Consider the following 23,369-nt stretch of genomic DNA (forward strand, 5'->3'; position numbering starts at 1 on the left):
CCCCCCCCCCCCCCCCCCCCCCCCCCCCGCCCCCCCCCCCCCCCCCCCCCCCCCCCCCGACGGGTCCTCAGGAGGACTGCCGGACCACCAGCTCGGTCGGCAGCACCAGGCGGGACGGCTCCGCGCCCTCACCGCCGATCTGCCGCAGCAGGAGCCTGGCCATGGTGCGGCCCATCTCCTCGATCGGCTGCCGGACGCTGGTCAGCGGCGGGTCGAGGTGGCGCGCCACCGGCGAGTCGTCGACGCCCACCAGCGCGACGTCCCCGGGCACGTCCAGGCCGCGGGCCCGCAGGACGGCGAGGGCCCCGACCGCCATCACGTCGGAGGCGGCGAACACCGCGTCCAGATCGGGGCAGCGCTCCAGCAGGGCGATCATCGCCCTGCGCCCGCCGTCCTCCGTGAAGTCCCCGGTGGCGACGAGGTGTCCGTCCCCCGGCAGTCCGGCGTTCGCCAGGCCCTGGCGGTAGCCGGTCAACCGGCCCTGCGCGGCGTCCATGTCCAGCGGTCCGGTGATGGTGGCGATGCGGCGCCGCCCGCGCCCGGCCAGGTGTGCCACGGCCGAGCGGCCGGCCCCCACGTTGTCGGAGTCGACGTAGGCCACCGGTTCGTCCGGCGAGCGCCGGCCGTTCAGCACGGCCGGCAGGCCCAGCGCGCGCACCTGGTCCGGCAGCGGGTCGTCCCGGTGGACGGAGACCAGCAGCACGCCGTCCACCCGCTGCGCGGCGAGGTACTGCTCGAAGCGCTGGCGCTCCTGGTCGGTGCGGATCAGCGTGAGCAGCAACTGCTTGTCCGCCGCGCCGAGTTCGGCGCTCACGCCGCGGATGATGTCCAGGAAGTACGGTTCCGCGAAGACCCGGGCCTCGGTCTCGGGCACGACCAGGGCGATCGCGTCCGTCCTGCTGCCCGCCAGCGCCCTGGCCGCCCGGTTGGGTACGTAGCCGAGCTCCGCGACGGCCCGGTCCACCGCCTCCTTCGCCTGCTCGCTCACCTGCGACGAGCCGTTGATCACCCGCGACACCGTGCCGCGCCCGACCCCGGCCCGGGCCGCGACCTCCTCGAGGGTCGGCCTGCCGGTCTGCCGTCCGCCCACTGCCCACGCGCCTTCCGTCGCCGCCACCGGTCTCGCCCCGCCTGGCGCGCATCGTAGAGGACCGGGGCCCGGCACCGCCACGGTCCGTCGCATTCAGGAAGTGGCGGCGATCTGCGAACTGCAGGGCTCCTGAGGGTGATTCGGCTTCATCTATTGACTTCTGCGCGGCCGCGCAGGAACCTTCCGGCTGTGACTTGGGAGCGCTCCCATGCACCGGCGGGCCGCCACGGCGGGCCCCCGCACCACCCCCCTGCGGAGGAGAGCGGAATGCACAGCACCAGCACCGTCACCACCAGACGTCGACGCCTCACCGCGCTCGCCGCGCTGGCCGCGAGCACCGCCCTGCTGGCCGGCTGCAGCAGTGGCGGCGGCGGCCCGAAGGCCGACGGCGCTAGCGGCACCGTCACCCTGCGGATCGGCACCTACGGCTCCTTCGGCTACGACAACGAGACCGGCGCCAAGCTCTACGCCGAGTACGAGAAGCTGCACCCCGGCATCAGGATCACCGAGTCCAACGTGGCCGACGGACAGAAGTACTGGGACACGCTCAAGCTGCGGCTCTCCCGGGACAGCGGCCTCGCCGACATCCAGGCCGTCGAGGTCGGCTACATCGCCGAGGCCACCGGGCCCGGCCTCGCGGGCAAGTGGACGGACCTCGGCACGACCGGCGGGGCGGACCTCGGCACCTTCCTGGACTGGAAGGTCAAGCAGGCCACCGCGCCGGACGGCAAGGTGATCGGCCTCGGGACCGACATCGGCCCGATGGCGATCTGCTACAACAAGGAACTCTTCGCCGGGGCCGGGCTGCCCACCGACCGCGCCCAGGTCGGCGCGCTCTGGGCCGGCGGCTGGGACAAGTTCCTGGAGACCGGTCGCGCCTACCTGGCGAAGGCGCCCGAGGGCACCGCCTTCCACGACTCCGCCAGCGGGCTCTTCAACGCCGTCGTGTCCGGCGAGCCGATCCAGTACGCCGACGCCAAGGGCGAGCTGGACTACGCGAACAGCCCCGGCGTCAAGAAGGCCTGGGACATCGCCACCGCCGCGGCCACCGGCGGAATCACCGCCAAGCTGCGGCAGTTCGACGAGAAGGGCACCTGGAACGCGGGCTTCAAGAACAACCGGTTCGCGACCGTCGCCTGCCCGAGCTGGATGACCGGGGTCATCAAGGACCAGGCCGGTCCGGAGAACCAGGGCAAGTGGGACATCGCCCCGGCACCGGTCGCGGGCAACTGGGGCGGCTCCTTCCTCGCCGTCCCGAAGTCCGGCGCGCACGTCAAGGAGGCCGCCGAACTCGCGGCCTGGCTGACCGCTCCGGCGCAGCACGCCAAGGTCTTCGCCGTCAACGGCAACATCCCCTCCACGAAGGAGGCCCTCTCCTCCCCCGCCGTCAAGAACGCCACCCTGCCGTTCTTCGGCGACACCCCGGTCGGCCGGATCTACTCGGAGGCCGCCGCCGGCATCAAGGCCGTCCCGATCAGCCGCTGGGACGGCCAGGCCAAGACCTTCCTCACCGACAACGGCATCCTCGACATCGAGCAGCGCGGCACCGATCCCGCGCAGGCCTGGGCCAACGTCGGGAAGCTGATCAACGACAAGATCCAGAAGTAGCGGAAGGACTGCCCGTGTCCACCCCCACCCGGGTGGCGGCCGACGGCGCCCCGCTCCCGTCCGCCACCCACCCCTCCACCAGCCCGCCACCGGGCCGCGGTTGGCGCCGCCGGCTGCACCGGTGGGACATGAAGGCGGCGCCGTACGCCTTCGTCGCGCCGTTCTTCCTCTGCTTCGCCGCCTTCGGTCTCTTCCCGCTGGTCTACACCGGCTGGCTCTCGCTGCACCGGGTCGAACTCGGCGGCGGGGCCCGCTGGCTCGGCCTGCGCAACTACACCGGTCTGTGGGACAGCGACTTCTTCTGGAACGCCCTCGGCAACACCTTCACCATCGGCGTGATCTCCACCGTCCCGCAGCTGCTGCTCGCCCTGGGCCTGGCCCACCTGCTCAACTACCGGATGCGCGGCCGGGGTTTCCTGCGGGTCGCGGTGCTCGCACCGTACGCGACCTCGATCGCCGCCGCCACGCTGGTCTTCGCCCAGCTGTTCAACAGCGACTACGGGCTGATCAACACCGCGCTCGGCTGGGCGGGCTTCCACCCGGTGGACTGGGAGTCCTCCAAATGGCCCGCGCAGATCGCCATCTCGGCGATCGTCACCTGGCGCTGGACGGGCTACAACGCACTGATCTACCTCGCCGCGATGCAGGCGGTCCCGCCGGACCTGTACGAGGCGGCGGCCATCGACGGAGCCTCCCGGGCCCGGCAGTTCCTCAGCGTCACCATCCCCTCGATCCGCCCGACCATCCTGTTCACGATCGTGGTGTCCACCATCGGCGCCACCCAGCTCTTCGGCGAGCCCATGCTGTTCGGCGGCAGCCTGGGAGTCAGCGGCGGCAGCGGGAACCAGTTCCAGACGCTCAGCCTGCTCATGTACGAGAAGGGCTGGGTGACCGGCGCGCTCGGTCAGGCCTCCGCGATCGCCTGGGTGATGCTGCTGCTCCTGCTCTCGGCCGGTGCCGTACAGACCCTCGTTGTCCGTGTCCGCCGCCGCAGGAGGCCCTGACCCATGAGCAGCACCGCATCCCCGCCCGGCAGCCGGTGGCGTCCGTCCGCCGGACGCCAGCACCACGCCGGCCCGCTGACCTACGTCCTGCTCGCGCTCGCCGCCCTGGTCTCGCTCTTCCCGCTGTACTGGAACCTGGTCGCCGCCTCGCACACGGGCGAACGGGTGGTCGAGGCGCCCGCGCCCCTGCTGCCGGGCCCGCGCCTGTTCGACAACCTGGCCTTCGCGTGGAACCAGGTCGACATGGGCCGGGCGCTGGTCAACACCGCGGTGGTGGCCGGCCTGGTGGCGCTGTCCACCGTGCTGTTCTCGACCCTGGCCGGCTTCGCCTTCGCCAAACTGCCCTTCCGGGGCCGCAACGCGCTGCTCGCCGTGGTCGTCGCCACCATGGCCGTCCCGCCGCAGCTCAGCGTCATCCCGCTCTACCGGATCATCACGGACCTGGGCTGGGTGGACCAGCTGCAGTCGGTGGTGCTGCCCTCCCTGGTCGCCGCGTTCGGGGTCTTCTTCATGCGGCAGTACCTGGTCGAAGCCCTGCCGGTGGAGCTGGTGGAGGCCGCCCGGGTGGACGGCGCGCACAGTCTGCGGATCATCTGGCACGTGGTGTTCCCGGTGGCGCGGCCGGCGATGGCCGTGCTCGGCATGCTGGTCTTCGTCCAGGCCTGGAACGACTTCTTCTGGCCCTTCATCGCGCTCACCCCGGACGGCAACCCCACCCTCCAGGTCGCCCTCGCCGGCCTCGGGTCGGGCAATCACAGCGTCGACCAGGCGATCGTGCTGACCGGCGCGCTCATCTCCACGGTGCCGCTGCTGCTGGTCTTCGCGCTGCTGGGCAAGCACATCGTGGGCGGCATCACCGCCGGCGCCGTCAAGAACTGAACCACCCTCCGATACCCGAACCCCTCACCGTTGGGAGCCGCACATGGCCCTCACCCCTGCCGACCCCCTGCCCCGGTTCCCGGCCGGATTCCTCTGGGGCGCGGCCACCTCCGCCTACCAGGTGGAGGGCGCCGCCGCCGAGAACGGCCGCACCGCCTCGATCTGGGACACCTTCTGCCGCACCCCGGGCAAGGTCTTCCAGGGCCACACCGGCGAGGTCGCGGTGGACCACTACCACCGCTTCCGCGAGGACGTGCGGCTGATGGCCGAACTCGGCCTGACCGCCTACCGCTTCTCCGTCTCCTGGCCGCGCGTCCGGCCCACCGGCCGCGGCCCGGTCGTCCAGCAGGGCCTGGACTTCTACCGCCGCCTCGCCGACGAACTGCTCGCCGCGGGGATCACCCCCGTCGCCACGCTCTACCACTGGGACCTCCCGCAGGAGCTGGAGTCCGCCGGCGGCTGGCCCGAGCGTTCGACCGCCGAGCGGTTCGCCGAGTACGCCGCGCTGGTGGGCGAGGCGCTCGGCGACCGGATCGGCCACTGGACCACCCTCAACGAGCCCTGGTGCAGCGCCTTCCTCGGCTACGGCTCCGGTGTCCACGCCCCCGGCCGCAGCGACCCGGTGGCCGCCCTGCGGGCCGCCCACCACCTGAACCTCGGCCACGGCCTGGCCGTCTCGGCGCTGCGCGGCGTGCTGCCCGCCGGCGCCCGGCTGTCGGTCTCGCTCAATCTGCACGCGCTGCGCCCGCTCACCCCGTCCGCCGCCGACCAGGAGGCCGTACGCCGCATCGACGCCGTCGGCAACCGGGTCTTCCTCGGCCCGATGCTGGACGGCGGCTACCCGGCGGACCTGCTGGCCGACACGGCCCACCTCACCGACTGGGCCTTCGTCCGGGCCGGTGACCCGAAGGAGATCCACCAGCCGCTGGACTCCCTGGGCGTCAACTACTACACGCCGACGGTCGTCTCCGCGACCGCCGAGGGCGCCGTCCCCGCCCGCGAGGACGGCCACGGCGGCGGTACGGCCTCGCCCTGGCCGGGAGCGGACCGGGTCGGCTTCCATCCGGCACCGGGCGAGCGGACCGCGATGGGGTGGGCGGTCGACGCCTCCGGTCTGCACCAGCTGCTGACCGGGCTGGCGAAGCGCTGTCCGGGCCTGCCGCTGGTGGTCACCGAGAACGGCGCGGCGTACACGGACGAACCCGGTGCCGACGGCACGGTCCACGACCCGGAGCGCGCCGCCTACCTCCATGCCCACCTGGCGGCGGTCCACCGGGCCGCCGCCGACGGCGCCGACGTACGCGGCTACTTCGCCTGGTCGCTGCTGGACAACTTCGAGTGGGCCTACGGCTACGCCAAGCGCTTCGGCCTGGTCCACGTCGACCACTCCACGCTGACCCGCACCCCGAAGTCCAGCGCCCGCTGGTACGCACGGGTGGCCCGTACCGGCGAGCTGCACCCGCCGGTCGGCCCGTAGGGCCCGTCGTCAGTGGCGGCGGCCCCCCGGCGGGACGGCCCCCGGCGCACGCTCCCGGCTCGGCCGGGGCCCGCGGCGGGGGCCGTCCGCTCACCGCTCCACGGTCAGTAGCCGTAGATCATCTTGTACGCGACCTCGGGCAGGAACTGCCCGGCGCTCGACCCGGCACCGACACCGCAGTTTCCGTCGGACTCGCCGGGCACCTTGATCCACAGCAGCATCTCGGCGCCGCCGCCCCACTGGGTCGTGGTCCCGATCCGGCGCCCGGCCGGGTTGCACCAGGCGCCGTTGGATCCGTTGCCGTTGCGGCTGGTGTCGACGACGAACGGCTTGGTGAAGCCCTTCGTCGACCTCAGGGCCGCGTTGACGGCGTTGCCGTAGGCGGTGTTCTCCGCGGTGGTGGTGTAGTTCGACACGTTCAGGGAGAAGCCGTGGGCGCCGGCCACCCCGGCGGTCGCCAGGAGCCGGGCCATGGTGTCGGCGCCCAGCCAGGCGGGGTTGCCGGCGTCCAGGTAGACCCAGGTGTTCGGCGCCTTGGCGTTGAACCGCGCGATCGCGTCGCTCAGCAGCGCGTTGCGCTCGGCCACCTGGGCCGGGGTCATGCAGCTCTCGTGGCCGAGCGAGTCGGGTTCGAGGACGACCACCGCCGGCCGGTTGCCGATGCCGCCGGCGAAGTCGGAGATCCAGGCCCGGTACTCGGCGGCGCTGCCCGCCCCTCCGCCGGAGTGACCGGCGCAGATGTCCCGGTCGGGGATGTTGTACGCCACCAGGATCGGCAGTTTGCCGCCGGCCGCCGCCGCGCCGGTGTAGGCCCGGGTCGCCGTGCCGACGGCCCCGCTCCAGTTGCCGAACCAGCGCGCCGTCGGCACGTCGGCGATCGAGGCCCGGATCGCGGGGGCGCGGCCGTCGCCGGGGTTGGCGTCGGCCCACTGCCGCGCACTGGAGTCGGGGTCGGTGTAGAAGCCGTTGGTCATGAGGGTGGGGTCGGCGGCGTGGGCGGTCCCGGGGTGGACCGCGACCAGGAGGGCGGTCAGCGCGGGTGCCATGAGCAGGGACAGCCGGCGGCTCGATCGACGCATGGGGGATTCCTCCGCTACGGGGTGGGGGTGGGTGTGGGCGGGAGTTCCTGGACGGTGAAGGTGGGGTGCAGTCGGCGGGTGTGGTCGAGCGGGCGGACGGGGCCGGTGAGGCGCAGCGGCACGGTGAGGCGGGCGTCGGTGCTGGAGGCGGAGATCCGCAGTTCCAGCGCGCCGGGTTCGACGATCCGGTGGCCGTCCCGGCCGGTGAACGAGGCCAGGTCGGCGGGGAGGGTCAGCCCCACCCTGCGGCCGGATCCGGCGGCCAGCGGGATCCGCCGGTAGCCGACCAGCCGCTGAACGGGCTGGACCACGGTGGCCACCGGGTCGTGCAGGTAGAGCTGCACGACCTCGGTGCCCGCCAGCGCACCGGTGTTGTGCAGGTCGAAGGCGAGCCGGAACTCGCCGTCGGTCCCGGTCTCGGCCACCTCCACCGCGAGGCCGGACCACCCGAACTCGGTGTAGCCGAGCCCGTGTCCGAAGCCGTAGGCGGGTGTCGGGTCGGTGCCGGAGACGTCTCCGGCCCGGGCCGGCCGGGCGGCCAGGTACGTGGACGGCTGGACGCCCGGGTGTGCGGGGACGGAGACGGGCAGCCGCCCGGACGGTGCGACCCGCCCGCTGAGCACGCCCGCGAGCGCCCGGGTGCCCTCCTCGCCGGGGAAGAAGCACTGGACGATCCCCGCCGCCCCGGTGGTCGCGCGGCCGAGCGCGTAGGGTCGTCCGGCCAGCAGGGTGAGCACCACCGGCGTCCCGGCGTCCAGCAGTGCATCCAACAACTCCCGCTGCTTGCCCGGCAGTTCCAGCGTCGCCGCATCGCAGCCCTCGCCGCTGGTGCCGCGCCCGAAGAGTCCGGCCCGGTCACCGAGGGCGAGCACCACGACGTCGGCCCGCCGGGCGGCCCGGACCGCTTCGGCGATGCCGCCGGTGTCCTCGCCGTCGACCGTCACGCCGCGCACCGTGCACAGCTCGCTGCCGGGGAACTCGGCGGCCAGCGCCTCGCGCAGGGTGGGGAGTTCGATCCCGACCGGGGCCGCCGGGTGCCGGGTGCCGACGTGCACGGGGAACGAGTAGCAGCCGAGCACGGCCGTGGGTTCGTCGGCGTTCGGGCCGATCAGCGCGATCCTGGCGGGGGCGCGCAGCGGCAGCAGGCCGTCGTTGCGCAGCAGCACCACCGCCTGTTCGGCGAGTTCGGCGGCGAGCGCGCGGTTGGCGGGCCGGTCGAGGTCGACCAGGCCGCGCAGTGCGTCGGGTTCGCCCGGGCCGGTGCCGGCGAGGGCGGCGGGCACCGGGCTCCAGTCCGGGTCCAGCAGCCCCAGTTGGGCCTTCTGCACCAGGACGCGGCGCAGTGCCCGGTCGACCAGCCCGCCCGGGACGGTGCCCGCCTCGACCGCGTCGAGCAGCGGCTGCCCGAAGGTCTTCACGGTCGGCAGCTCGACGTCGACGCCGCTGGCCAGAGCCAGTCGGGCGGCGTCGGACCAGTCCTCGGCGACGCCGTGCAGGGTCGCGAGGAAGGCGATGCCGAAGTAGTCGGCGACGACTGTGCCGGCGAATCCCCAGGTGTCCCGGAGCAGTCCGTCGAGCAGGTCCCCGTCGGCGGCGGAGGGCAGGCCGTCGGTGTCGGTGTAGGCGGGCATGACCGAGCGGGGGCGGCCTTCACGGACGGCCATCTCGAACGGCGGCAGGATGACGTCGGCGCGCTCGCGCGGGCCCATGGAGACGGGGGCGAGGTTGCGTCCGGCACGGGACGCCGAGTACCCGGCGAAGTGCTTGAGGGTGGCGACGATCCCGGCCGACTCCAGGCCCTGGACGTAGGCGGTGGCGATGGTGCCGACCAGGTACGGGTCCTCGCCGATGGTCTCCTCGACCCGGCCCCAGCGGGCGTCGCGGACCACGTCGAGCACGGGCGCGAGGCCCTGGTGCACACCGACGGCCCGCAGGTCGCGCCCGATGGCGGCGGCCATCGTCCGTACCAGCCCGGGGTTGAAGGCGGCGCCCCAGGAGAGCGGCACGGGGTAGGCGGTGGCGCCCCAGGCGGTGAATCCGGCGAGGCACTCCTCGTGGGCCAGGGCCGGGATGCCGAAGCGGTTGGCGGCGGCGATCCGCCGTTGGGTGCGCAGCAGGGACAGCGCGCCGAGCGCCGGGTCGACCGGGGCGGTGCCGAACGGGCGGGTCAGCTGGCCGAGCCCGTGCGGCAGGAGGGTGTCGAGGTCCGGGGCCTGCGCCATCTCCTGCTGGTGCGGGGTGACTTCGCCGCCCCCGGCGTCGGCGCCCACCCAGAGGCCGACCAGTTGGGCGGTCTTCTCCCGCAGGGTCATCGCCGCGATCAGGGCGTCCGCCCTGGCCTCCGGGGTGAGCGCGGTGTCCCGCCAGGCGGGCAGGGGCGCGGTGTTCCGGCGGTCGGTGTTCCGGCGGTCGTTGTTCCGGCGGTCGTTCACTTTCCTTTCGGTGAATCTCATTCGCATGTCCTGCCCTCGACTCTCGAATGTTTCGAGCGAGTTGCCGAATGTTGTTGGGAAACGTAGAGCCGTCCTGACGTTCCGTCAAGTGTTCCGGCGGGATCGGATCCGGCCCGTCGGCGGGCTAGCATCCGTGCGTAGGACGGCCTTTTGTGACCACCGCGACGGAACTCGCCCAGCAGGGGCAGTGCAGGAGGAAGTCGTGACCAGAGCGGCGACGCTCGCCGAGATCGCGCAGGAGGCCGGGGTCTCCGCGCCGACGGTTTCGAAGGTCCTGAACGGACGGGCCGATGTCGCCCCGGCCACCCGGGAGCGGGTGGAGGGGCTGCTGCTCCGGCACGGCTACCGGCGGCGCGGCGGCGGCCGGGTGAGTCCGCTGCTGGAGCTGGTCTTCCACGAACTGGAGAGCGCCTGGGCGGTGGAGGTGATCCGCGGTGTCGAGAACGCCGCGCGCGAGGAGGGTCTGAGCATCGTGCTCTCCGAGTCCGCCGGGCGGCTCAGCCCCGGCCAGTCCTGGGTGGACGGGGTGCTCGCCCGTCGCCCGACCGGCGTGGTGCTGGTCCTGTCCGGCCTGGACCGTTCCCAGCGGGAGCAACTGGCCGGCCGGGGCATCCCGTTCGTGGTGATGGACCCGGCCGGCGACCCCGGCCGGGACGTACCCGCGGTCGGCACCACCAACTGGGACGGCGGCCTGGCCGCCACCCGGCACCTGCTCGACCTCGGCCACCGCCGGATCGGCCTGATCGGCGGCCCCGCCCGGATGATGTGCAGCCGGGCCCGGACCGACGGCTACCGGGCGGCGCTCGACATCGCGGGTGTCCCGTACGACCCGGAGCTGGTGCGGGCGGGCGACTTCCACCACGAGTCCGGGCGCCGGGCCGGCCTGGAGCTGCTGACCCTGCCCGACCGGCCGACCGCCGTCTTCGCCGGGAACGACCTCCAGGCGCTCGGGCTGTACGAGGCCGCGCGTGAGCTGGGGCTGCGCATCCCCGAGGACCTCAGCGTGGTCGGGTTCGACGACCTCCCGCTGGCCCGCTGGGTGGGCCCGCCGCTGACCACCGTGCGCCAGCCGCTGACCGAGATGGCCGAGACCGCGGCCCGCCTGGTGATCGACCTGGCCCGCGGGGGGCGGCCCGGCAATCTGCGGGTGGACCTGGCCACCAGCCTGGTGGAGCGCGGCAGCACCGCTCCGCCCGCGACTGGTTGACGGACCGTCGGACCGGTTTCGGGGCCCGAAAGGGCCAGCGGGGGCGGACCGAAAGTTTCGAGAGCTTTCGGCCGCCCGCGTTCCGACGCGTGCCCGCCGCCGCCTGCCCGCCTCGCGTCCGCCGCGCGTCCGACCGGCGGCTACCGCACGAGGGACGACGGGGGCGGCGGACCCGCCGGACCGCCGCCCCCTGCTTCACTACTCCGCGCCGAAGCGGTACACCGGGCGACGCCCACCGTGGAGTGAGCGTCATGGGTCCGGGGTCACAGCGACTGGGCCAGCCGGTAGTAGGCCTGGTTCCAGCGCAGCTCCTTGGTGAACCGGCGGACGGTCGTGTCGGCGTCGATCAGCAGGAGTTCCACACCGAGCATCTCGGCGAGGTCGTCGAGTTCCCCGGCGCCGACGGCACTGGAGAGCACCGTGTGGTGCGGCGCACCGGCGGTCAGCCAGGCCTCGGTGGAGGTGCGCAGGTCCGGGCGCGGCTTCCAGACGGCGCGGGCGACGGGCAGGCGGGGCAGCGGGGCCGGGGGCGCGACCACGTCGATCTCGTTGGCGACCAGCCGGAAGCGGTCGCCCATGTCCGCGAGCCCGACCACCACCGCCGGGCCGGGTTCGGCGTCGAAGACCAGGCGGACCGGGTCCTCCCGGCCGCCGATGCCCAGGGGGTGGATCTCGCAGGACGGGGTGCCGGCCGCGATGCTCGGGCAGACTTCCAGCATGTGCGCGCCCAGGATCAGCTCGCGGCCGGGCTCCAGGTGGTAGGTGTAGTCCTCCATGAAGGAGGTGCCGCCGGCCAGGCCGGTGGCGGCCACCTTGAGCGTGCGCAGCAGGGTGGCGGTCTTCCAGTCGCCCTCGCCGCCGAAGCCGTAGCCGTCGGCCATCAGCCGCTGGACGGCCAGGCCGGGCAGCTGGCGCAGGCCGCCGAGGTCCTCGAAGTTGGTGGTGAAGGCGCCGAACCCGCCCTGCTCCAGGAAGCCGCGCAGGCCGAGTTCGATCCGTGCCGCGTAGCGCAGCGAGGCGTGGAGTTCCCCGTCGGCCCGCAGCTCGGGCGCGAGGCGGTAGCTGTCCTCGTACTCCTCGACCAGCTCGGTGACGTCGCCGTCGGCGGTGGCGTCCACGGCGGCGACGAGGTCGTTGACCCCGTAGGTGTTGACGGAGACGCCGAAGCGGCGCTGGGCCTCGACCTTGTCGCCCTCGGTGACGGCGACGTCGCGCATGTTGTCGCCGAAGCGCGCCAGCCTGAGGCCCCGCAGTTCGGCGCGGGCGGCGGCGGCGCGGGCCCAGGAGGCGATCCGTTCGGCCACGGCCGGGTCGGTGACGTGCCCGGCGACGGTCTTGCGGGCGACACCGAGGCGGGACTGGATGTAGCCGAACTCGCGGTCGCCGTGGGCGGCCTGGTTGAGGTTCATGAAGTCCATGTCGATGGTCTGCCAGGGCAGTCCGACGTTGGCCTGGGTGTGCAGGTGGAGCAGCGGCTTCTGCAGGGCGTCCAGGCCGGCGATCCACATCTTCGCCGGGGAGAAGGTGTGCATCCAGGCGATCAGGCCGATGCAGCGGTCGTCGGCGTTGGCCTCCAGGCAGATCCGGCGGATCGCGTCGGCGTCCGTGAGCACCGGCTTCCAGGCCACCGCGACCGGGACCGGGCCGGCCGCGTCGATCGCCTCGGCGATCTGCCGGGACTGGTCGGCGACCTGGCGCAGGGTGTCCTCGCCGTAGAGGGCCTGACTGCCCGTCAGGAACCAGACTGCACGTCCCGGGAGCGGCGGCGTGATCATGGGGTGACTCCTTTACCGGTCCACGGACTTCTGGCCGTAGACGTTCTGGTAGCGGTGGTTCAGGCGGTCGATGTCGGCCTGGGCGATCGGCAGCGGCTCGCCGAGCTGGCGGGAGAGGTGGACGGTGCGGGCCACGTCCTCGCACATCACGGCGGCCTTGACCGCGGCCTCGGCGTCCCTGCCGATGGTGAAGACGCCGTGGCTCTGCATCAGCACGGCGGGCGAGCGGTGCCCCCGGAGGGTCTCCACGATGCCCCGGCCGATCGAGTCGTCGCCGATCAGGGCGAAGGGGCCGACCGGGATCTCGGCGCCGAACTCGTCGGCCATCGCGGTGAGGACGCAGGGTACGGCCTCGCCGCGGGCCGCCCAGGCGCAGGCGTAGGTGGAGTGGGTGTGGACCACTCCCCCGACCTCGGGCAGGTGGCGGTAGACGTACGCGTGCGCGGCGGTGTCGGAGGAGGGCGCGTGTTCGCCCTCCACCACGTTCCCGTCCAGATCGCAGAGGATCATGTTCCCGGGCGTCAGCTCGTCGTAGGGGACGCCGCTCGGCTTGATCACGAACAGCTCCTCGCCGGGGACGCGGCCGGAGACGTTGCCCGCGGTCCACACCACCAGCCCGTAGCGGACGAGTTGGTGGTGCAGGTCGCTGACCTGGCGGCGGATCCGGTCGGTGGTGGCGTTCACGGGGCCTCACTGGTCGTGGTCAGGGCGGCGTTGCGGAGGTCGCGCAGGCGGTGCAGGAGCTTGTCGGCGCCGAGGCCGAAGTGGTCGTGCAGTGCGCGGTACTCGGCGAAGAGCCGGTCGTACGCGTCGGCGGCGGCCGGGTCCGGCTGGTAGGCGCCCCGGTCCACCCGGCCCATCGCGGCGGACGCGGTCCGCACGTCCGGGTACGCGCCGGCGGCGACGGCGGCGTGGATCGCCGAGCCGAGCGCCGGGCCCTGCTCGGACTCGGCGACCGAGACCGGGCGGCGCAGCACGTCGGCGTGGATCCGCATCAGCAGGGCGTTCTTCTTGAGTCCGCCGGTGACGACGAACTCGGTGACGGGGACGCCGCCCTGCTCCAGGGCCTCGACGATGACGCGGGTGCCGAAGGCGGTGGCCTCCAGCAGGGCGCGGTAGACCTCCTCGGGGCGGGTGGCGAGGGTGAGGCCGACGATCACGCCGGAGAGGTGGTGGTCGACCAGGGTGGAGCGGTTGCCGTTCATCCAGTCGAGTGCCACGAGGCCGTGCGCGCCGACGGGTTGGTCGGCGCTCTTGCGGCTGAGCAGCTGGTGCAGGTCCTCGCCGTTCGCCTCGGCCTCGGCCAGGTAGTCGGCGGGCACGCCCTGGCGCAGCCACCAGGCGAAGATGTCGCCGACGGCGCTCTGACCGGCCTCGTAGCCGTAGGCGCCGGCGACGATGCCGTCCTCGACCACGCCGCAGATGCCGGGGACGTCGGCGAGGGTGGCGCCGTTGACGACGTGGCAGGTGGAGGTGCCCATGATGGCGAGGAGCCGGCCGTTCTCGACGGCCTGGGCGGCGGGCGCGGCGACGTGGGCGTCGACGTTGCCGGCGGCCACGGCGATGCCCTCGGGGAGTCCGGTCCACTCCGCCGCGCGCGCGGTGAGCGAGCCGACCCGGGAGCCGAGCGGGGAGAGCGGGTGCTCCAGACGGGTGCGGGCGAAGTCGGCGAAGTCCGGGTGGAGCGCGGCGAGGTAGTCCTCGCTCGGATACCCGCCGTCCTGGTGGATGCCCTTGTACCCGGCGGTGCACGTGTTGCGGCTCTCGGTGCCGGTGAGCTGCCAGACGATCCAGTCGGCGGCCTCGATCCAGCGTTCGCACGCGGCGTACGCGGCCGGGTCCTCCTCCAGGACCTGGAGCGCCTTGGCGTACTGCCACTCGGCGGAGATCCGGCCGCCGTACCGGGCGATCCACTTCTCGCCCCGGGCGTGCGCGAGGGCGTTGATCCGGTCCGCCTGGCCCTGGGCGGCGTGGTGCTTCCAGAGCTTGGGCCAGGCGTGCGGGCGTTCGGCCCACGCGGCCGTCTCCGCGAGCGGGGTTCCGTCGGCGAGTGTCGGCAGGACGGTGCAGGCGGTGAAGTCGGTGGCGATGCCGATGACGTCGGCGGGGTCGACGCCGGATGCGGCGAGCGCGGCCGGGACGGCGGTGCGCAGCACCTCGCGCCAGTCGGCGGGGTGCTGCAGCGCCCAGTCGGGCGGGAGCGGGCGGCCGGTGCCGGGCAGTTCGCGCTCGATGACCGCGTGCGGGTAGTGGTGGACGGCGGTGCCGACCTCCTCGCCGTCGCGCACGCGGACGACCACGGCGCGGCCGGAGAGGGTGCCGAAGTCGACGCCGACGACGTATCTCGCGGACTCCGGGTCCGGGGCGGCAGGGATCACGGTCGTTTCCTCATCGTTCGTGGGGCGGCGTGGTCGCCCGCCGCCGGTGCGGATCCGGTCCGGGCGGGTGGAGCGCACCGGCGGCGGGGGCCGTTCCTCGCCTCTCCCTCAAGAGGTCGGAACGAGTGGCCGCCGGCGGGCGCGGAGAAGCGGGTGCCCGCGCCCGCCGACGGAGCGGGAGGCGTCCTGTCAACGCTCACAGGAATTGTTAGCGCTAACAATCGACCTGTCAAGGAATCGTCCGCGCCGGATCAGGTCCGGCGTGACGTGGCGTCGGCTCAGCGGCGGACGGCCGGACCCGAGCTGCGGCGCAGCACCAGTTCCGGCGCGATGAAGTCGTGGGTGCCGGCGTGCGCGAGGCCCCCCAACTCCTCGACGAGCAGCTCCAGGGCGCGGCGGCCGAGCTCGCCGAAGTCCTGCCGCACCGTGGTCAGCGGCGGGGTGAAGTAGGCGGCCTCGGGGATGTCGTCGAACCCGACCACGCTGATGTCACCGGGGATCGGGCGGCCGGTCTCGTGGAGCGCGCACAGCAGGCCGAGGGCCATCTGGTCGTTCGCGCAGAACACGGCCGTGACGTCGCTCAGCTCCGCGATCCGCAGGCCCGCCCGGTAGCCGGACCGTGCGCTCCAGTCACCCCGCTCGACGCTCGGCACCGGGGCTCCCGCCTGCTCCAGCGTGCGGCGCCAGCCCTCCTCCCGGTCCTGGCTCTCCAGCCAGTTGGCCGGGCCCGCCAGGTGGTGCACGGTGCGGTGCCCCAGGTCCAGCAGGTGCCGGGCGGCGGCCTCGGCGCCCGAGCGGTTGCCCACCGAGACCATGGGCACCTGGGCCTGGTTGCCCGAGCCGACCGCGACCAGCGGCACGGAGCTGGAGATCCGGGCCACCGCGCTGACGGCGGAGGTCTGCGGCGCGATCACGACGATGCCGTCCACCCCCTGGTCGCGCAGCCGGTCGACGGCCTCCTGGACCGAACGGCCGTCGAGCGAGCGCAGGCTGGTCACGCTGACGAAGTACCCGGCGCCGCGCGCGGCCCGCTCGATGCCGTCCAGCATCGCGGCGGGACCGTAGAGGGTCGAGTCGAAGCTCACCACCCCCAGGGTCTGCGACCGGCGGGTGACCAGGGCGCGGGCGGCGGAGTTGGGCCGGTAGTCGAGTTCCCGTATGGCGGCCAGCACCCGGTCCCGGGTGTCGGGCCGCACGTGCGGGGCGCCGTTGAGCACCCGGGACACCGTCTGGTGGGACACCCCCGCCAGTTTGGCCACGTCCGCCATGACGGGCTGGCGCTGCTCCGTCCCGGTGTCCTCGGTTCCCACGAGAAGCTCCCTCCTTGATTTTGGGCCACAGTACGCGACCGGCTCCGAACCGGAGCGCGGCCCACGGGATCCGACCGGGAACCGCTCGCCCGCCGAGACTTCGGCAGATCGGGCACCGAACCGTGGTCCAAGGCTCTTGACGGTTCGATTGTGAGCGTTAACACTCTTGTCACGCCAGGCCGGAGCCTCGCCGCCCCGACTTTCCGCAGTTCGAGGGACCACTCCCGGCCGGCCCCGCCCGACCGCTCCCAGTCGCCCAGTCAGGAGGCGCTCTGTACCGGTCGCGGAACATCACTGGAGGAACTGTGCGGAAGATTTCGGCCGGCCTTGTCGGCGCGGGCCTGGTGCTCTCGTTGGCGGCCTGCGGCCAGAGTGCCAACGGCGTCGGGTACGGCGCGGCCAAGGGGGACGCCAAGGGCGGCCTGATCGGCATCGCCATGCCGACCAAGGCGTCGGAGCGCTGGATCAACGACGGCGACAACATGGTCAAGGAGTTCCGGGCCAAGGGCTACCGGACCGACCTGCAGTACGGCGACAACGTGGTGGAGAACCAGGTCTCCCAGCTGGAGAACATGATCACCAAGGGCGCCAGGCTGCTGGTGATCGCCGCCATCGACGGCTCCTCCCTCACCAACGTGCTGCAGAAGGCCGCCGACGCCCACATCCCGGTGATCTCCTACGACCGGCTGATCCGCGGCACGGCCAACGTGGACTACTACGCGACCTTCGACAACTACAAGGTCGGCGTCCTCCAGGGCGGCTACATCGTCGACAAGCTCGGCCTCAAGGACGGCAAGGGCCCGTTCAACATCGAGCTGTTCGCCGGCTCGCCGGACGACAACAACGCCACCTTCTTCTTCAAGGGCACGATGAGCGTCCTCAAGCCGTACCTCGACGAGAAGAAGCTGGTCGTGCAGAGCGGCCAGACCGAGTTCAACCAGGTCGCGACCCTGCGCTGGGACGGCGGGGTCGCCCAGTCCCGGATGGACAACCTGTCGAGCAAGTCCTACACCTCCGCGCACCTCGACGCCGTCCTCTCGCCGTACGACGGCATCTCGATCGGCATCATCTCCTCGTTGAAGGGCGTCGGCTACGGCAGCGGGAAGTCGCTTCCCGTCGTCACCGGCCAGGACGCGGAGCTGGCCTCGGTGAAGTCCGTCATCGCGGGCGAGCAGACCCAGACCGTCTACAAGGACACCCGCCAACTGGCCAAGGTCACGGTCCAGATGGGCGACGCGCTGCTGACCGGGGGCAAGCCCGAGGTCAACGACACCACCCAGTACGACAACGGCGTCAAGACCGTCCCGGCGCAGCTGCTCCAGCCGGTCAGCGTCGACAAGGACAACTACCGGACGGTCCTGGTCGACGGCGGCCAGTACACCGCGGACCAGCTCAAGTAGCCCGCGGGGCCCGCTCGGCGGGCCCTGTGCCGAACCGGCGGTGCGGCGGCCGGGTTCCTCCGACGAGGGCCCGGGAGCCCGCGGCTCCCGCACCGCACCGCCCCGAACGATACGGACGCGCAACCCATGGCTGGACCCGTGCTCGAAATGCGGTCGATCAGCAAGTCGTTCCCCGGCGTCAAGGCGCTCTCCGCCGTGAACCTGACCGTCGCCGCCGGCGAGGTGCACGCCGTCTGCGGCGAGAACGGCGCCGGCAAGTCCACCCTGATGAAGGTGCTCAGCGGGGTCCACCCGCACGGCGGCTACGAGGGCGAGATCCTCTTCGAGGGCGAGCCCTGCCGGTTCAAGGACATCCGGGCCAGCGAGCAGCGCGGAATCGTCATCATCCACCAGGAACTGGCGCTGGTGCCGTACCTGTCCATCGCCGAGAACATCTTCCTCGGCAACGAGCACGCCGTCCGGGGCGTCATCAGCTGGCACCGGACGCTCACCCACGCCGCCGAGCTGCTCCGCCAGGTCGGCCTCGACGAGAGCCCGCACACGAGGGTCGTCGACCTCGGCGTGGGCAAGCAGCAGTTGGTCGAGATCGCCAAAGCGCTCGCCAAGAAGGTGAAGCTGCTCATCCTGGACGAGCCGACCGCCGCGCTGAACGACGAGGACAGCCGCAAGCTGCTCGACCTGATCCTCGAACTCAAGGCGCAGGGCATCGCCTGCATCATCATCTCCCACAAGCTGAACGAGATCGCCCGGGTCGCCGACTCCGTCACCATCCTGCGCGACGGGCGGACCATCGAGACCATCGCGATCGGCTCCGAGGGCATCTCCGAGGACCGGATCATCCGCTGCATGGTCGGCCGCGACCTGGAGCACCGCTACCCGGAGCGCACCCGGGACATCGGCGAGGTCGCCTTCGAGATCCAGGACTGGACCGTCCGGCACCCCGTCGACCAGCAGCGCACGGTGGTGGACGGGGCCTCGCTGAACGTACGGCGCGGCGAGATCGTCGGCATCGCCGGACTGATGGGGGCCGGGCGCACCGAGCTGGCGATGAGCGTCTTCGGCCGCTCCTACGGGCGCCGGACCGCCGGCCGGGTACTGCTGCACGGCCGGGAGATCCGCACCCGGACGGTGCCGGAGACGATCGGGCACGGCATCGCGTACGTCACCGAGGACCGCAAGCGGCTCGGCCTCAACCTCCTCGACGACATCAGCCGGAACATCTCGCTGAGCGCGCTCGGCAAGGTCGCCCGGTACGGCCGGGTCGACCGGCACGAGGAGACCCGGGTCGCCGAGTCGTTCAGGCGGACCATGAACATCAAGGCCCCTACGGTGTTCACCCGGACCGGCACGCTCAGCGGCGGCAACCAGCAGAAGGTCGTCCTGAGCAAGTGGATCTTCGCCGAGCCGGAGGTGCTGATCCTCGACGAGCCCACCCGCGGCATCGACATCGGCGCGAAGGCGGAGATCTACACCGTCATCGCCGAACTCGCCGCCCAGGGCCGCGCCGTGCTCGTCATCTCGTCCGAACTCCCCGAGCTCCTGGGCCTGTGCGACCGGATCTACACCATGGCCGAAGGCCGGATCAGCGGCGAGGTGGCCCGCGCCGACGCCACCCAGGAATCCCTCATGCGGCTCATGACCATGAGCACCGCATCCAGCAACGAGCAGGTGTGAGGCATGGCCCCGACCGAGATCATCCCGGATTCGTCCACCAAGGCACCGCAGGCCGGCCCGAGCCCCTCCGTCGGCGGCGTGCTGGCCCGCGCGCTGCGCGGCAACGTGCGCCAGTACGGCATGCTGATCGCGCTCGCGCTGATCGTCCTGCTGTTCCAGGTCTGGACGGACGGCATCCTGCTCCAGCCGCTCAACATCACCAACCTGATCCAGCAGAACGGCTACATCCTCATCCTGGCGATCGGCATGATGATCGTCATCATCGCCGGGCACATCGACCTCTCGGTCGGCTCCCTGGCCGCCTTCGTCGGGGCCGCCGCCGCGGTGATGATGGTCGACCACCAGGTGTCGTGGCCCGTGGCCATGGCGGTCGCGCTGGTGATCGGCGCCCTCGCCGGCGCCTGGCAGGGCTTCTGGATCGCCTACCTGGGGATCCCGTCGTTCATCGTCACCCTGGCGGGCATGCTGCTGTTCCGCGGCGGCACCCAGATCATCCTCCAGGGCCAGTCGGTGGCCCCGTTCCCCAAGGGCTTCCAGAGCATCAGCAGCGGCTTCCTCCCCGAGGTCGGACCGCACACCGACTACCACAACCTCACCCTGCTGCTGGGCCTCGCGGTGCTGGCCGTCGCGGTGCTCCAGGAGGTGCGCGGCCGGCGGCAGGCCGCCTCGTACGGGCTGGAGCTGCTCCCGCTCGGGCTGTTCCTGGCCAAGCTCGCCGTGATCACCGCGGCCGTGCTGGTCTTCACCCTGCTGCTGGCCAGCTACCGCGGCGTGCCGATCGTGCTGCTGATCCTCGGCGCCCTGCTGGTCGGCTTCGGCTACCTGATGCGCAACTCGATCATCGGACGGCACACCTACGCCGTCGGCGGGAACGAGCCGGCGGCCAAGCTGTCCGGGGTGAAGAGCAAGCGGGTGGTCTTCCTCGCCTTCACCAACATGGGCGTCCTCGCGGCGCTCGCGGGCATGGTCTTCGCCGCGCGCCTCAACGCCGGCACACCGCAGGCCGGCATCAACTTCGAACTGGAGGCGATCGCCGCCGCGTTCATCGGCGGCGCCTCCGCCAGCGGCGGGGTGGGCACCGTCCTCGGCGCGATCATCGGCGGCCTGGTCCTGGGCGTGCTGAACAACGGCATGTCGCTGGTCGGCGTCGGCACCGACTACCAGCAGGTGATCAAGGGCCTGGTGCTGCTCGCGGCCGTCGGCTTCGACGTCTACAACAAGCGCCGCGCCGGATCCTGACCCGACCGCACCGGATCCTGGCCCCGCCGCGGCGGAGGCGGAGACAGCCGGGCACGGTGCTTCGGCACCGTGCCCGGCTTCGCCTTCGGCTTCGGCTTCGGCTTCGGCTTCGAGACGGCCGACGGCACCGAGCGGCGGCCGGTCGACGACCTGACGGCCCCGCGCCCGGGCGTCTCCTGCGCCTGCTGAGGGCGGTGGGCCGGGCTCACAGATCGCGGATCTCGGGCCGGGTCAGGGCGTAGCCGAAGGCACCGAGCAGGCAGAGGCCGGTGGTGGCGAGGACGCCGCTGCTCCCGAAGGCGTCGACCGCCGCACCGGCCGCGATCACGGAGACCGGGAAGACGCCCAGCCCGCAGAAGGTGACCGCCGCCATCACCCGGGCCAGGAGGACGGGCGGGGTGCTCTTCTGAATGCCGGTGACGACCAGGACGTTGGTCACCGTGCCGGCGCCCCCGGCGACGACGAGCAGCAGCACCGCGCCGACGAGTCCGGTGAACGGCACCAGGCCGATCGCCGCGCCCATCACCAGGCCGGAGAGCATGGCCGTGCGGCCTCGCGAGCGCACCGCCGTGAGACCGGCCGCGAACAGGCCGCCGACCAGCGCCCCGCCGGTGAAGGCGGCCAGCAGCAGACCGAGGCCGACGGCTCCGGCGGCGAAGCCGTCGGTGGCCAGGGTCGGCAGGGCGACCCTGGTGGCGCCGCCGACCGTCAGGTTCGCGATCACCGTCACCGTCAGCACCGCGCGCAGCAGCGGCGACTCCCGCAGCAGGGCGCGGAAGTTCCTCGGCACGGAGGCCCGTTCGGAGATCGGGCGGGGTGCTGCGACCAGGCTGCCGCGACCGATCAGCAGCAGCGTCACCGCCGACACGGCGAAGGTCGCCGCGTCCAGGCCCAGGGCGACGGCCGGGTTCAGCCAGGCGACCAGGGGGCCGGCCGCCGCGGGACCGAGCAGGCCGGCGCCGAAGGTCACCGTGCTGTTGAGCGCGTTGCCCGCGTGCAGGTCCTCGGCGGGCAGCAGGGTCGGGGTGACCGCCCAGGCGGCCGGCAGGAACACCCCCGCCCCGAGGCCGATCAGCAGCGCGAGCGTGCCGATCAGCCAGAAGTTCCCCGCACCGCCGGCGGCGGTCGCGCACAGCCCGGCGGTGGCGAGCAGCCGGCCGAGGTCGGCGGTCATCATCACCCGCCAGGCGCCGAACCGGTCGGCGAACATCCCGCCGAGCGGGGTCGCGGCCAGCCGTCCCGCGCCGTAGGCGGCGACCACCAGGCTCAACTGGCGGGCGCCGCCGCCGAGGGAGTGGACCAGCAGCGGCAGGGCGACCAGTTGGAACGCGTTGCCGAACTCCGAGGTGCCCTGGCCGATCACCAGCAGCCGGTAGCCGCGCGAGCGCAGCGGCGCGAGGCCGATCCGGGGGCGGAAGCGCAGCAGTCCCCCCGGCTTCGGGGCGCTGTCCGTGCCGGTACCGCCGCCCGGCTTCGGGCCGCCGCCCGTGCCCGTGCTGCCGCCCGTGCCCGTGCTGCTAGCCATCGAGCGAGACCGGGAGCGACTCCAGACCACGCAGCATGATCGTGTTGCGCCAGGGCAGGGTCTCCTCCGCGGCGGCCAGCTCGATCCGGGTGAAGCGCTCCAGCAGGCCGGTCAGCGCCACCTCGCTCTCCAGCTTGCCGAGGAACGAGCCGAGGCACCGGTGCAGGCCCTGGCCGAAGGCCAGGTGACCCGGGTCGTTCCGGTCCAGGACCAGCCGGTCCGGGTCGGTGAAGCGGGCCGGGTCCCGGTTGGCCGCGCCCAGCGAGAGCAGGACCAGCTCGTCCGCCGGGATCTCCACGTCGTCGACCGTCACCTCGGCGTTGGTGAACCGCATCGTGGCCATGCTCACCGGGGACTCGTAGCGCAGGAACTCGTCGATCGCGACCGGCATCGCCGCCGGGTTCGCGCGCAGCCAGGCCAGTTGGTCCGGGTGGTGGAGCAGGGCCAGGGTGGCGGTGCCGAGCAGGTTGACGGTGGTCTCGTGGCCGCCGATCAGCAGCAGGAAGACCATCGAGAACACCTCCCGCTCGGTGAGTTCACCGGCGTCGCTGGCCTGGACCAGGTCGGTGAGGATGTCGGTGCGCGGGGACGAGCGCCGGGCCTTCATCAACTCCCGCAGGTAGTCGTTGAGTTCGCCGGTGGCCTGGTCGAAGGTCATTTCGCCGCCCTGGGTCAGGATCGCCGTCGACCAGGTGCGGAAGTCCTTCATGTCCTCCGGGGGGAAGCCCAGCAGCTCGCAGATGACCATGATCGGCAGCGGGAAGGCGAAGTCCGTCACCAGGTCGGCCGTCCCCCGCCCGCGCAGCCCGTCCAGCAGTCCGCCGGAGATGCGCTCGACCAGCGGCCGCATCAGGTCCACCCGACGGCGGGTGAAGACGCCCTGGATCAGCCGGCGCAGCCTGGTGTGGTCCGGCGGGTCGCTGTTGAGCATGTGGACGACGTCCGAACCGAGGGTCAGGCCGGCGCCCCGTCCGCTCGCGATGGCCTGGCTGCGGCGGACGTCCTGTCCGAACCGCGGGTCCATCAGCGCGGTCCGGACGTCCTCGTACCGCGTCACCAGGTAGACCGGCAGGCCCTCGCCGAACTCCACGACGGAGACCGCGCCGGCCTCGCGGATCCGGGCCAGCGTGGGGTAGGGGTCGCGGATGAACGCGGACATCCGCGCGGCGGCGTCGTCGACCGCGGTGCTCATGCTTCTCTCCTCGGACGGGTCGGGCGGGTCGGGCGGGTCGGACAGGCCGGACCGGGTCGGGCCGGCCTGGCTGGTCGGA

General features: G+C 72.7%; 17 protein-coding genes. 8 read left to right on the forward strand and 9 right to left on the reverse strand.

The genetic code is table 11. The annotated features are described in order from the left end of the window. Positions 1-67: 67 nt before the first annotated feature. Positions 68-1,090 (reverse strand): LacI family DNA-binding transcriptional regulator, encoded by a 1,023-nt coding sequence (locus tag SM793_RS15045; protein ID WP_320438683.1) that lies wholly within the window; start codon positions 1,088-1,090, stop codon positions 68-70. Between the two features lie 267 nt (positions 1,091-1,357). Here SM793_RS15045 and SM793_RS15050 point away from each other — a divergent pair, with 267 nt between their 5' ends. Genes SM793_RS15050 through SM793_RS15065 form a run of 4 tightly spaced genes read left to right on the forward strand, consistent with a single transcriptional unit; the run spans position 1,358 to position 6,058 of the window. Then, positions 1,358-2,698: an ABC transporter substrate-binding protein gene (locus tag SM793_RS15050; RefSeq protein ID WP_320438684.1), complete on the forward strand. Its 1,341-nt coding sequence runs from the start codon at positions 1,358-1,360 to the stop codon at positions 2,696-2,698. Between the two features lie 14 nt (positions 2,699-2,712). Continuing rightward, positions 2,713-3,702: a sugar ABC transporter permease gene (locus SM793_RS15055; protein ID WP_320438685.1), complete on the forward strand. Its 990-nt coding sequence runs from the start codon at positions 2,713-2,715 to the stop codon at positions 3,700-3,702. Between the two features lie 3 nt (positions 3,703-3,705). After that, a complete protein-coding gene (locus SM793_RS15060; protein WP_320438686.1) occupies positions 3,706-4,581 on the forward strand; it encodes a carbohydrate ABC transporter permease in 876 nt (291 codons plus the stop codon). A 43-nt stretch (positions 4,582-4,624) separates the two neighbouring features. Continuing rightward, entirely contained in the window at positions 4,625-6,058 is a 1,434-nt protein-coding gene (locus SM793_RS15065; protein ID WP_320438687.1) for a GH1 family beta-glucosidase, read from the forward strand. A 104-nt stretch (positions 6,059-6,162) separates the two neighbouring features. On the opposite strand, the gene SM793_RS15070 is transcribed toward SM793_RS15065, so the two are convergent. Then, positions 6,163-7,137: a glycoside hydrolase family 6 protein gene (locus tag SM793_RS15070; RefSeq protein WP_413815966.1), complete on the reverse strand. Its 975-nt coding sequence runs from the start codon at positions 7,135-7,137 to the stop codon at positions 6,163-6,165. A gap of 14 nt (positions 7,138-7,151) precedes the next feature. Beyond that, the gene (locus tag SM793_RS15075) at positions 7,152-9,449 is read right to left on the reverse strand and encodes a beta-glucosidase family protein (protein ID WP_320438762.1); all 2,298 of its coding nucleotides are present in this window, start codon (positions 9,447-9,449) and stop codon (positions 7,152-7,154) included. A gap of 328 nt (positions 9,450-9,777) precedes the next feature. On the opposite strand from SM793_RS15075, the gene SM793_RS15080 reads away from it, so the two are divergent. Further along, complete coding sequence (locus SM793_RS15080) at positions 9,778-10,797, forward strand: LacI family DNA-binding transcriptional regulator (protein ID WP_413815967.1); 1,020 nt, start codon at positions 9,778-9,780, stop codon at positions 10,795-10,797. A 263-nt stretch (positions 10,798-11,060) separates the two neighbouring features. On the opposite strand, the gene araA is transcribed toward SM793_RS15080, so the two are convergent. The 4 genes from araA to SM793_RS15100 all read right to left on the reverse strand — a co-directional run bounded on the left by araA (position 11,061) and on the right by SM793_RS15100 (position 16,260). After that, positions 11,061-12,572, reverse strand: coding sequence for an L-arabinose isomerase (araA, locus tag SM793_RS15085; RefSeq protein ID WP_413815968.1), 1,512 nt, complete (start codon positions 12,570-12,572; stop codon positions 11,061-11,063). A gap of 12 nt (positions 12,573-12,584) precedes the next feature. Then, complete coding sequence (locus SM793_RS15090; RefSeq protein ID WP_320438689.1) at positions 12,585-13,256, reverse strand: L-ribulose-5-phosphate 4-epimerase; 672 nt, start codon at positions 13,254-13,256, stop codon at positions 12,585-12,587. After that, entirely contained in the window at positions 13,253-14,950 is a 1,698-nt protein-coding gene (locus SM793_RS15095) for a ribulokinase (RefSeq protein WP_320438690.1), read from the reverse strand. Before SM793_RS15095 ends, SM793_RS15090 begins: the two co-directional genes overlap by 4 nt. Before the next feature lie 278 nt (positions 14,951-15,228). Next, a complete protein-coding gene (locus tag SM793_RS15100; RefSeq protein ID WP_320438691.1) occupies positions 15,229-16,260 on the reverse strand; it encodes a LacI family DNA-binding transcriptional regulator in 1,032 nt (343 codons plus the stop codon). 305 nt (positions 16,261-16,565) lie between these two features. Here SM793_RS15100 and chvE point away from each other — a divergent pair, with 305 nt between their 5' ends. From chvE to mmsB, 3 genes are all read left to right on the forward strand, one after another. After that, complete coding sequence (gene chvE, locus SM793_RS15105; protein WP_320438692.1) at positions 16,566-17,660, forward strand: multiple monosaccharide ABC transporter substrate-binding protein; 1,095 nt, start codon at positions 16,566-16,568, stop codon at positions 17,658-17,660. Between the two features lie 126 nt (positions 17,661-17,786). Next, positions 17,787-19,334: a multiple monosaccharide ABC transporter ATP-binding protein gene (gene mmsA, locus SM793_RS15110; RefSeq protein WP_320438693.1), complete on the forward strand. Its 1,548-nt coding sequence runs from the start codon at positions 17,787-17,789 to the stop codon at positions 19,332-19,334. A 3-nt stretch (positions 19,335-19,337) separates the two neighbouring features. Continuing rightward, positions 19,338-20,573, forward strand: coding sequence for a multiple monosaccharide ABC transporter permease (gene mmsB, locus SM793_RS15115; RefSeq protein ID WP_320438694.1), 1,236 nt, complete (start codon positions 19,338-19,340; stop codon positions 20,571-20,573). A gap of 205 nt (positions 20,574-20,778) precedes the next feature. Here the strand turns inward: mmsB and SM793_RS15120 are convergent, their stop codons facing one another. Together SM793_RS15120 and SM793_RS15125 are read right to left on the reverse strand one after the other, a co-directional pair. Beyond that, complete coding sequence (locus SM793_RS15120) at positions 20,779-22,098, reverse strand: MFS transporter (RefSeq protein ID WP_320438695.1); 1,320 nt, start codon at positions 22,096-22,098, stop codon at positions 20,779-20,781. Beyond that, positions 22,091-23,290 (reverse strand): cytochrome P450, encoded by a 1,200-nt coding sequence (locus SM793_RS15125; RefSeq protein ID WP_320438696.1) that lies wholly within the window; start codon positions 23,288-23,290, stop codon positions 22,091-22,093. Before SM793_RS15125 ends, SM793_RS15120 begins: the two co-directional genes overlap by 8 nt. Positions 23,291-23,369: the final 79 nt, after the last annotated feature.

It is taken from the genome of Kitasatospora purpeofusca (assembly GCF_034043715.1).
Classification (GTDB): domain Bacteria; phylum Actinomycetota; class Actinomycetes; order Streptomycetales; family Streptomycetaceae; genus Kitasatospora; species Kitasatospora purpeofusca_A.

What these genes read in the sequence shown, in the direction of transcription:
- SM793_RS15050 (WP_320438684.1), top strand. Translation starts at nt 1,358, where the DNA reads ATGCACAGCACCAGCACCGTCACCACCAGACGTCGACGCCTCACCGCG.
- SM793_RS15060 (WP_320438686.1), top strand. Translation starts at nt 3,706, where the DNA reads ATGAGCAGCACCGCATCCCCGCCCGGCAGCCGGTGGCGTCCGTCCGCC.
- SM793_RS15065 (WP_320438687.1), top strand. Translation starts at nt 4,625, where the DNA reads ATGGCCCTCACCCCTGCCGACCCCCTGCCCCGGTTCCCGGCCGGATTC.
- SM793_RS15070 (WP_413815966.1), bottom strand. Translation starts at nt 7,137, where the DNA reads ATGCGTCGATCGAGCCGCCGGCTGTCCCTGCTCATGGCACCCGCGCTG.
- SM793_RS15075 (WP_320438762.1), bottom strand. Translation starts at nt 9,449, where the DNA reads ATGACCCTGCGGGAGAAGACCGCCCAACTGGTCGGCCTCTGGGTGGGC.
- araA (WP_413815968.1), bottom strand. Translation starts at nt 12,572, where the DNA reads ATGATCACGCCGCCGCTCCCGGGACGTGCAGTCTGGTTCCTGACGGGC.
- mmsA (WP_320438693.1), top strand. Translation starts at nt 17,787, where the DNA reads ATGGCTGGACCCGTGCTCGAAATGCGGTCGATCAGCAAGTCGTTCCCC.
- mmsB (WP_320438694.1), top strand. Translation starts at nt 19,338, where the DNA reads ATGGCCCCGACCGAGATCATCCCGGATTCGTCCACCAAGGCACCGCAG.
- SM793_RS15120 (WP_320438695.1), bottom strand. Translation starts at nt 22,098, where the DNA reads ATGGCTAGCAGCACGGGCACGGGCGGCAGCACGGGCACGGGCGGCGGC.
- SM793_RS15125 (WP_320438696.1), bottom strand. Translation starts at nt 23,290, where the DNA reads ATGAGCACCGCGGTCGACGACGCCGCCGCGCGGATGTCCGCGTTCATC.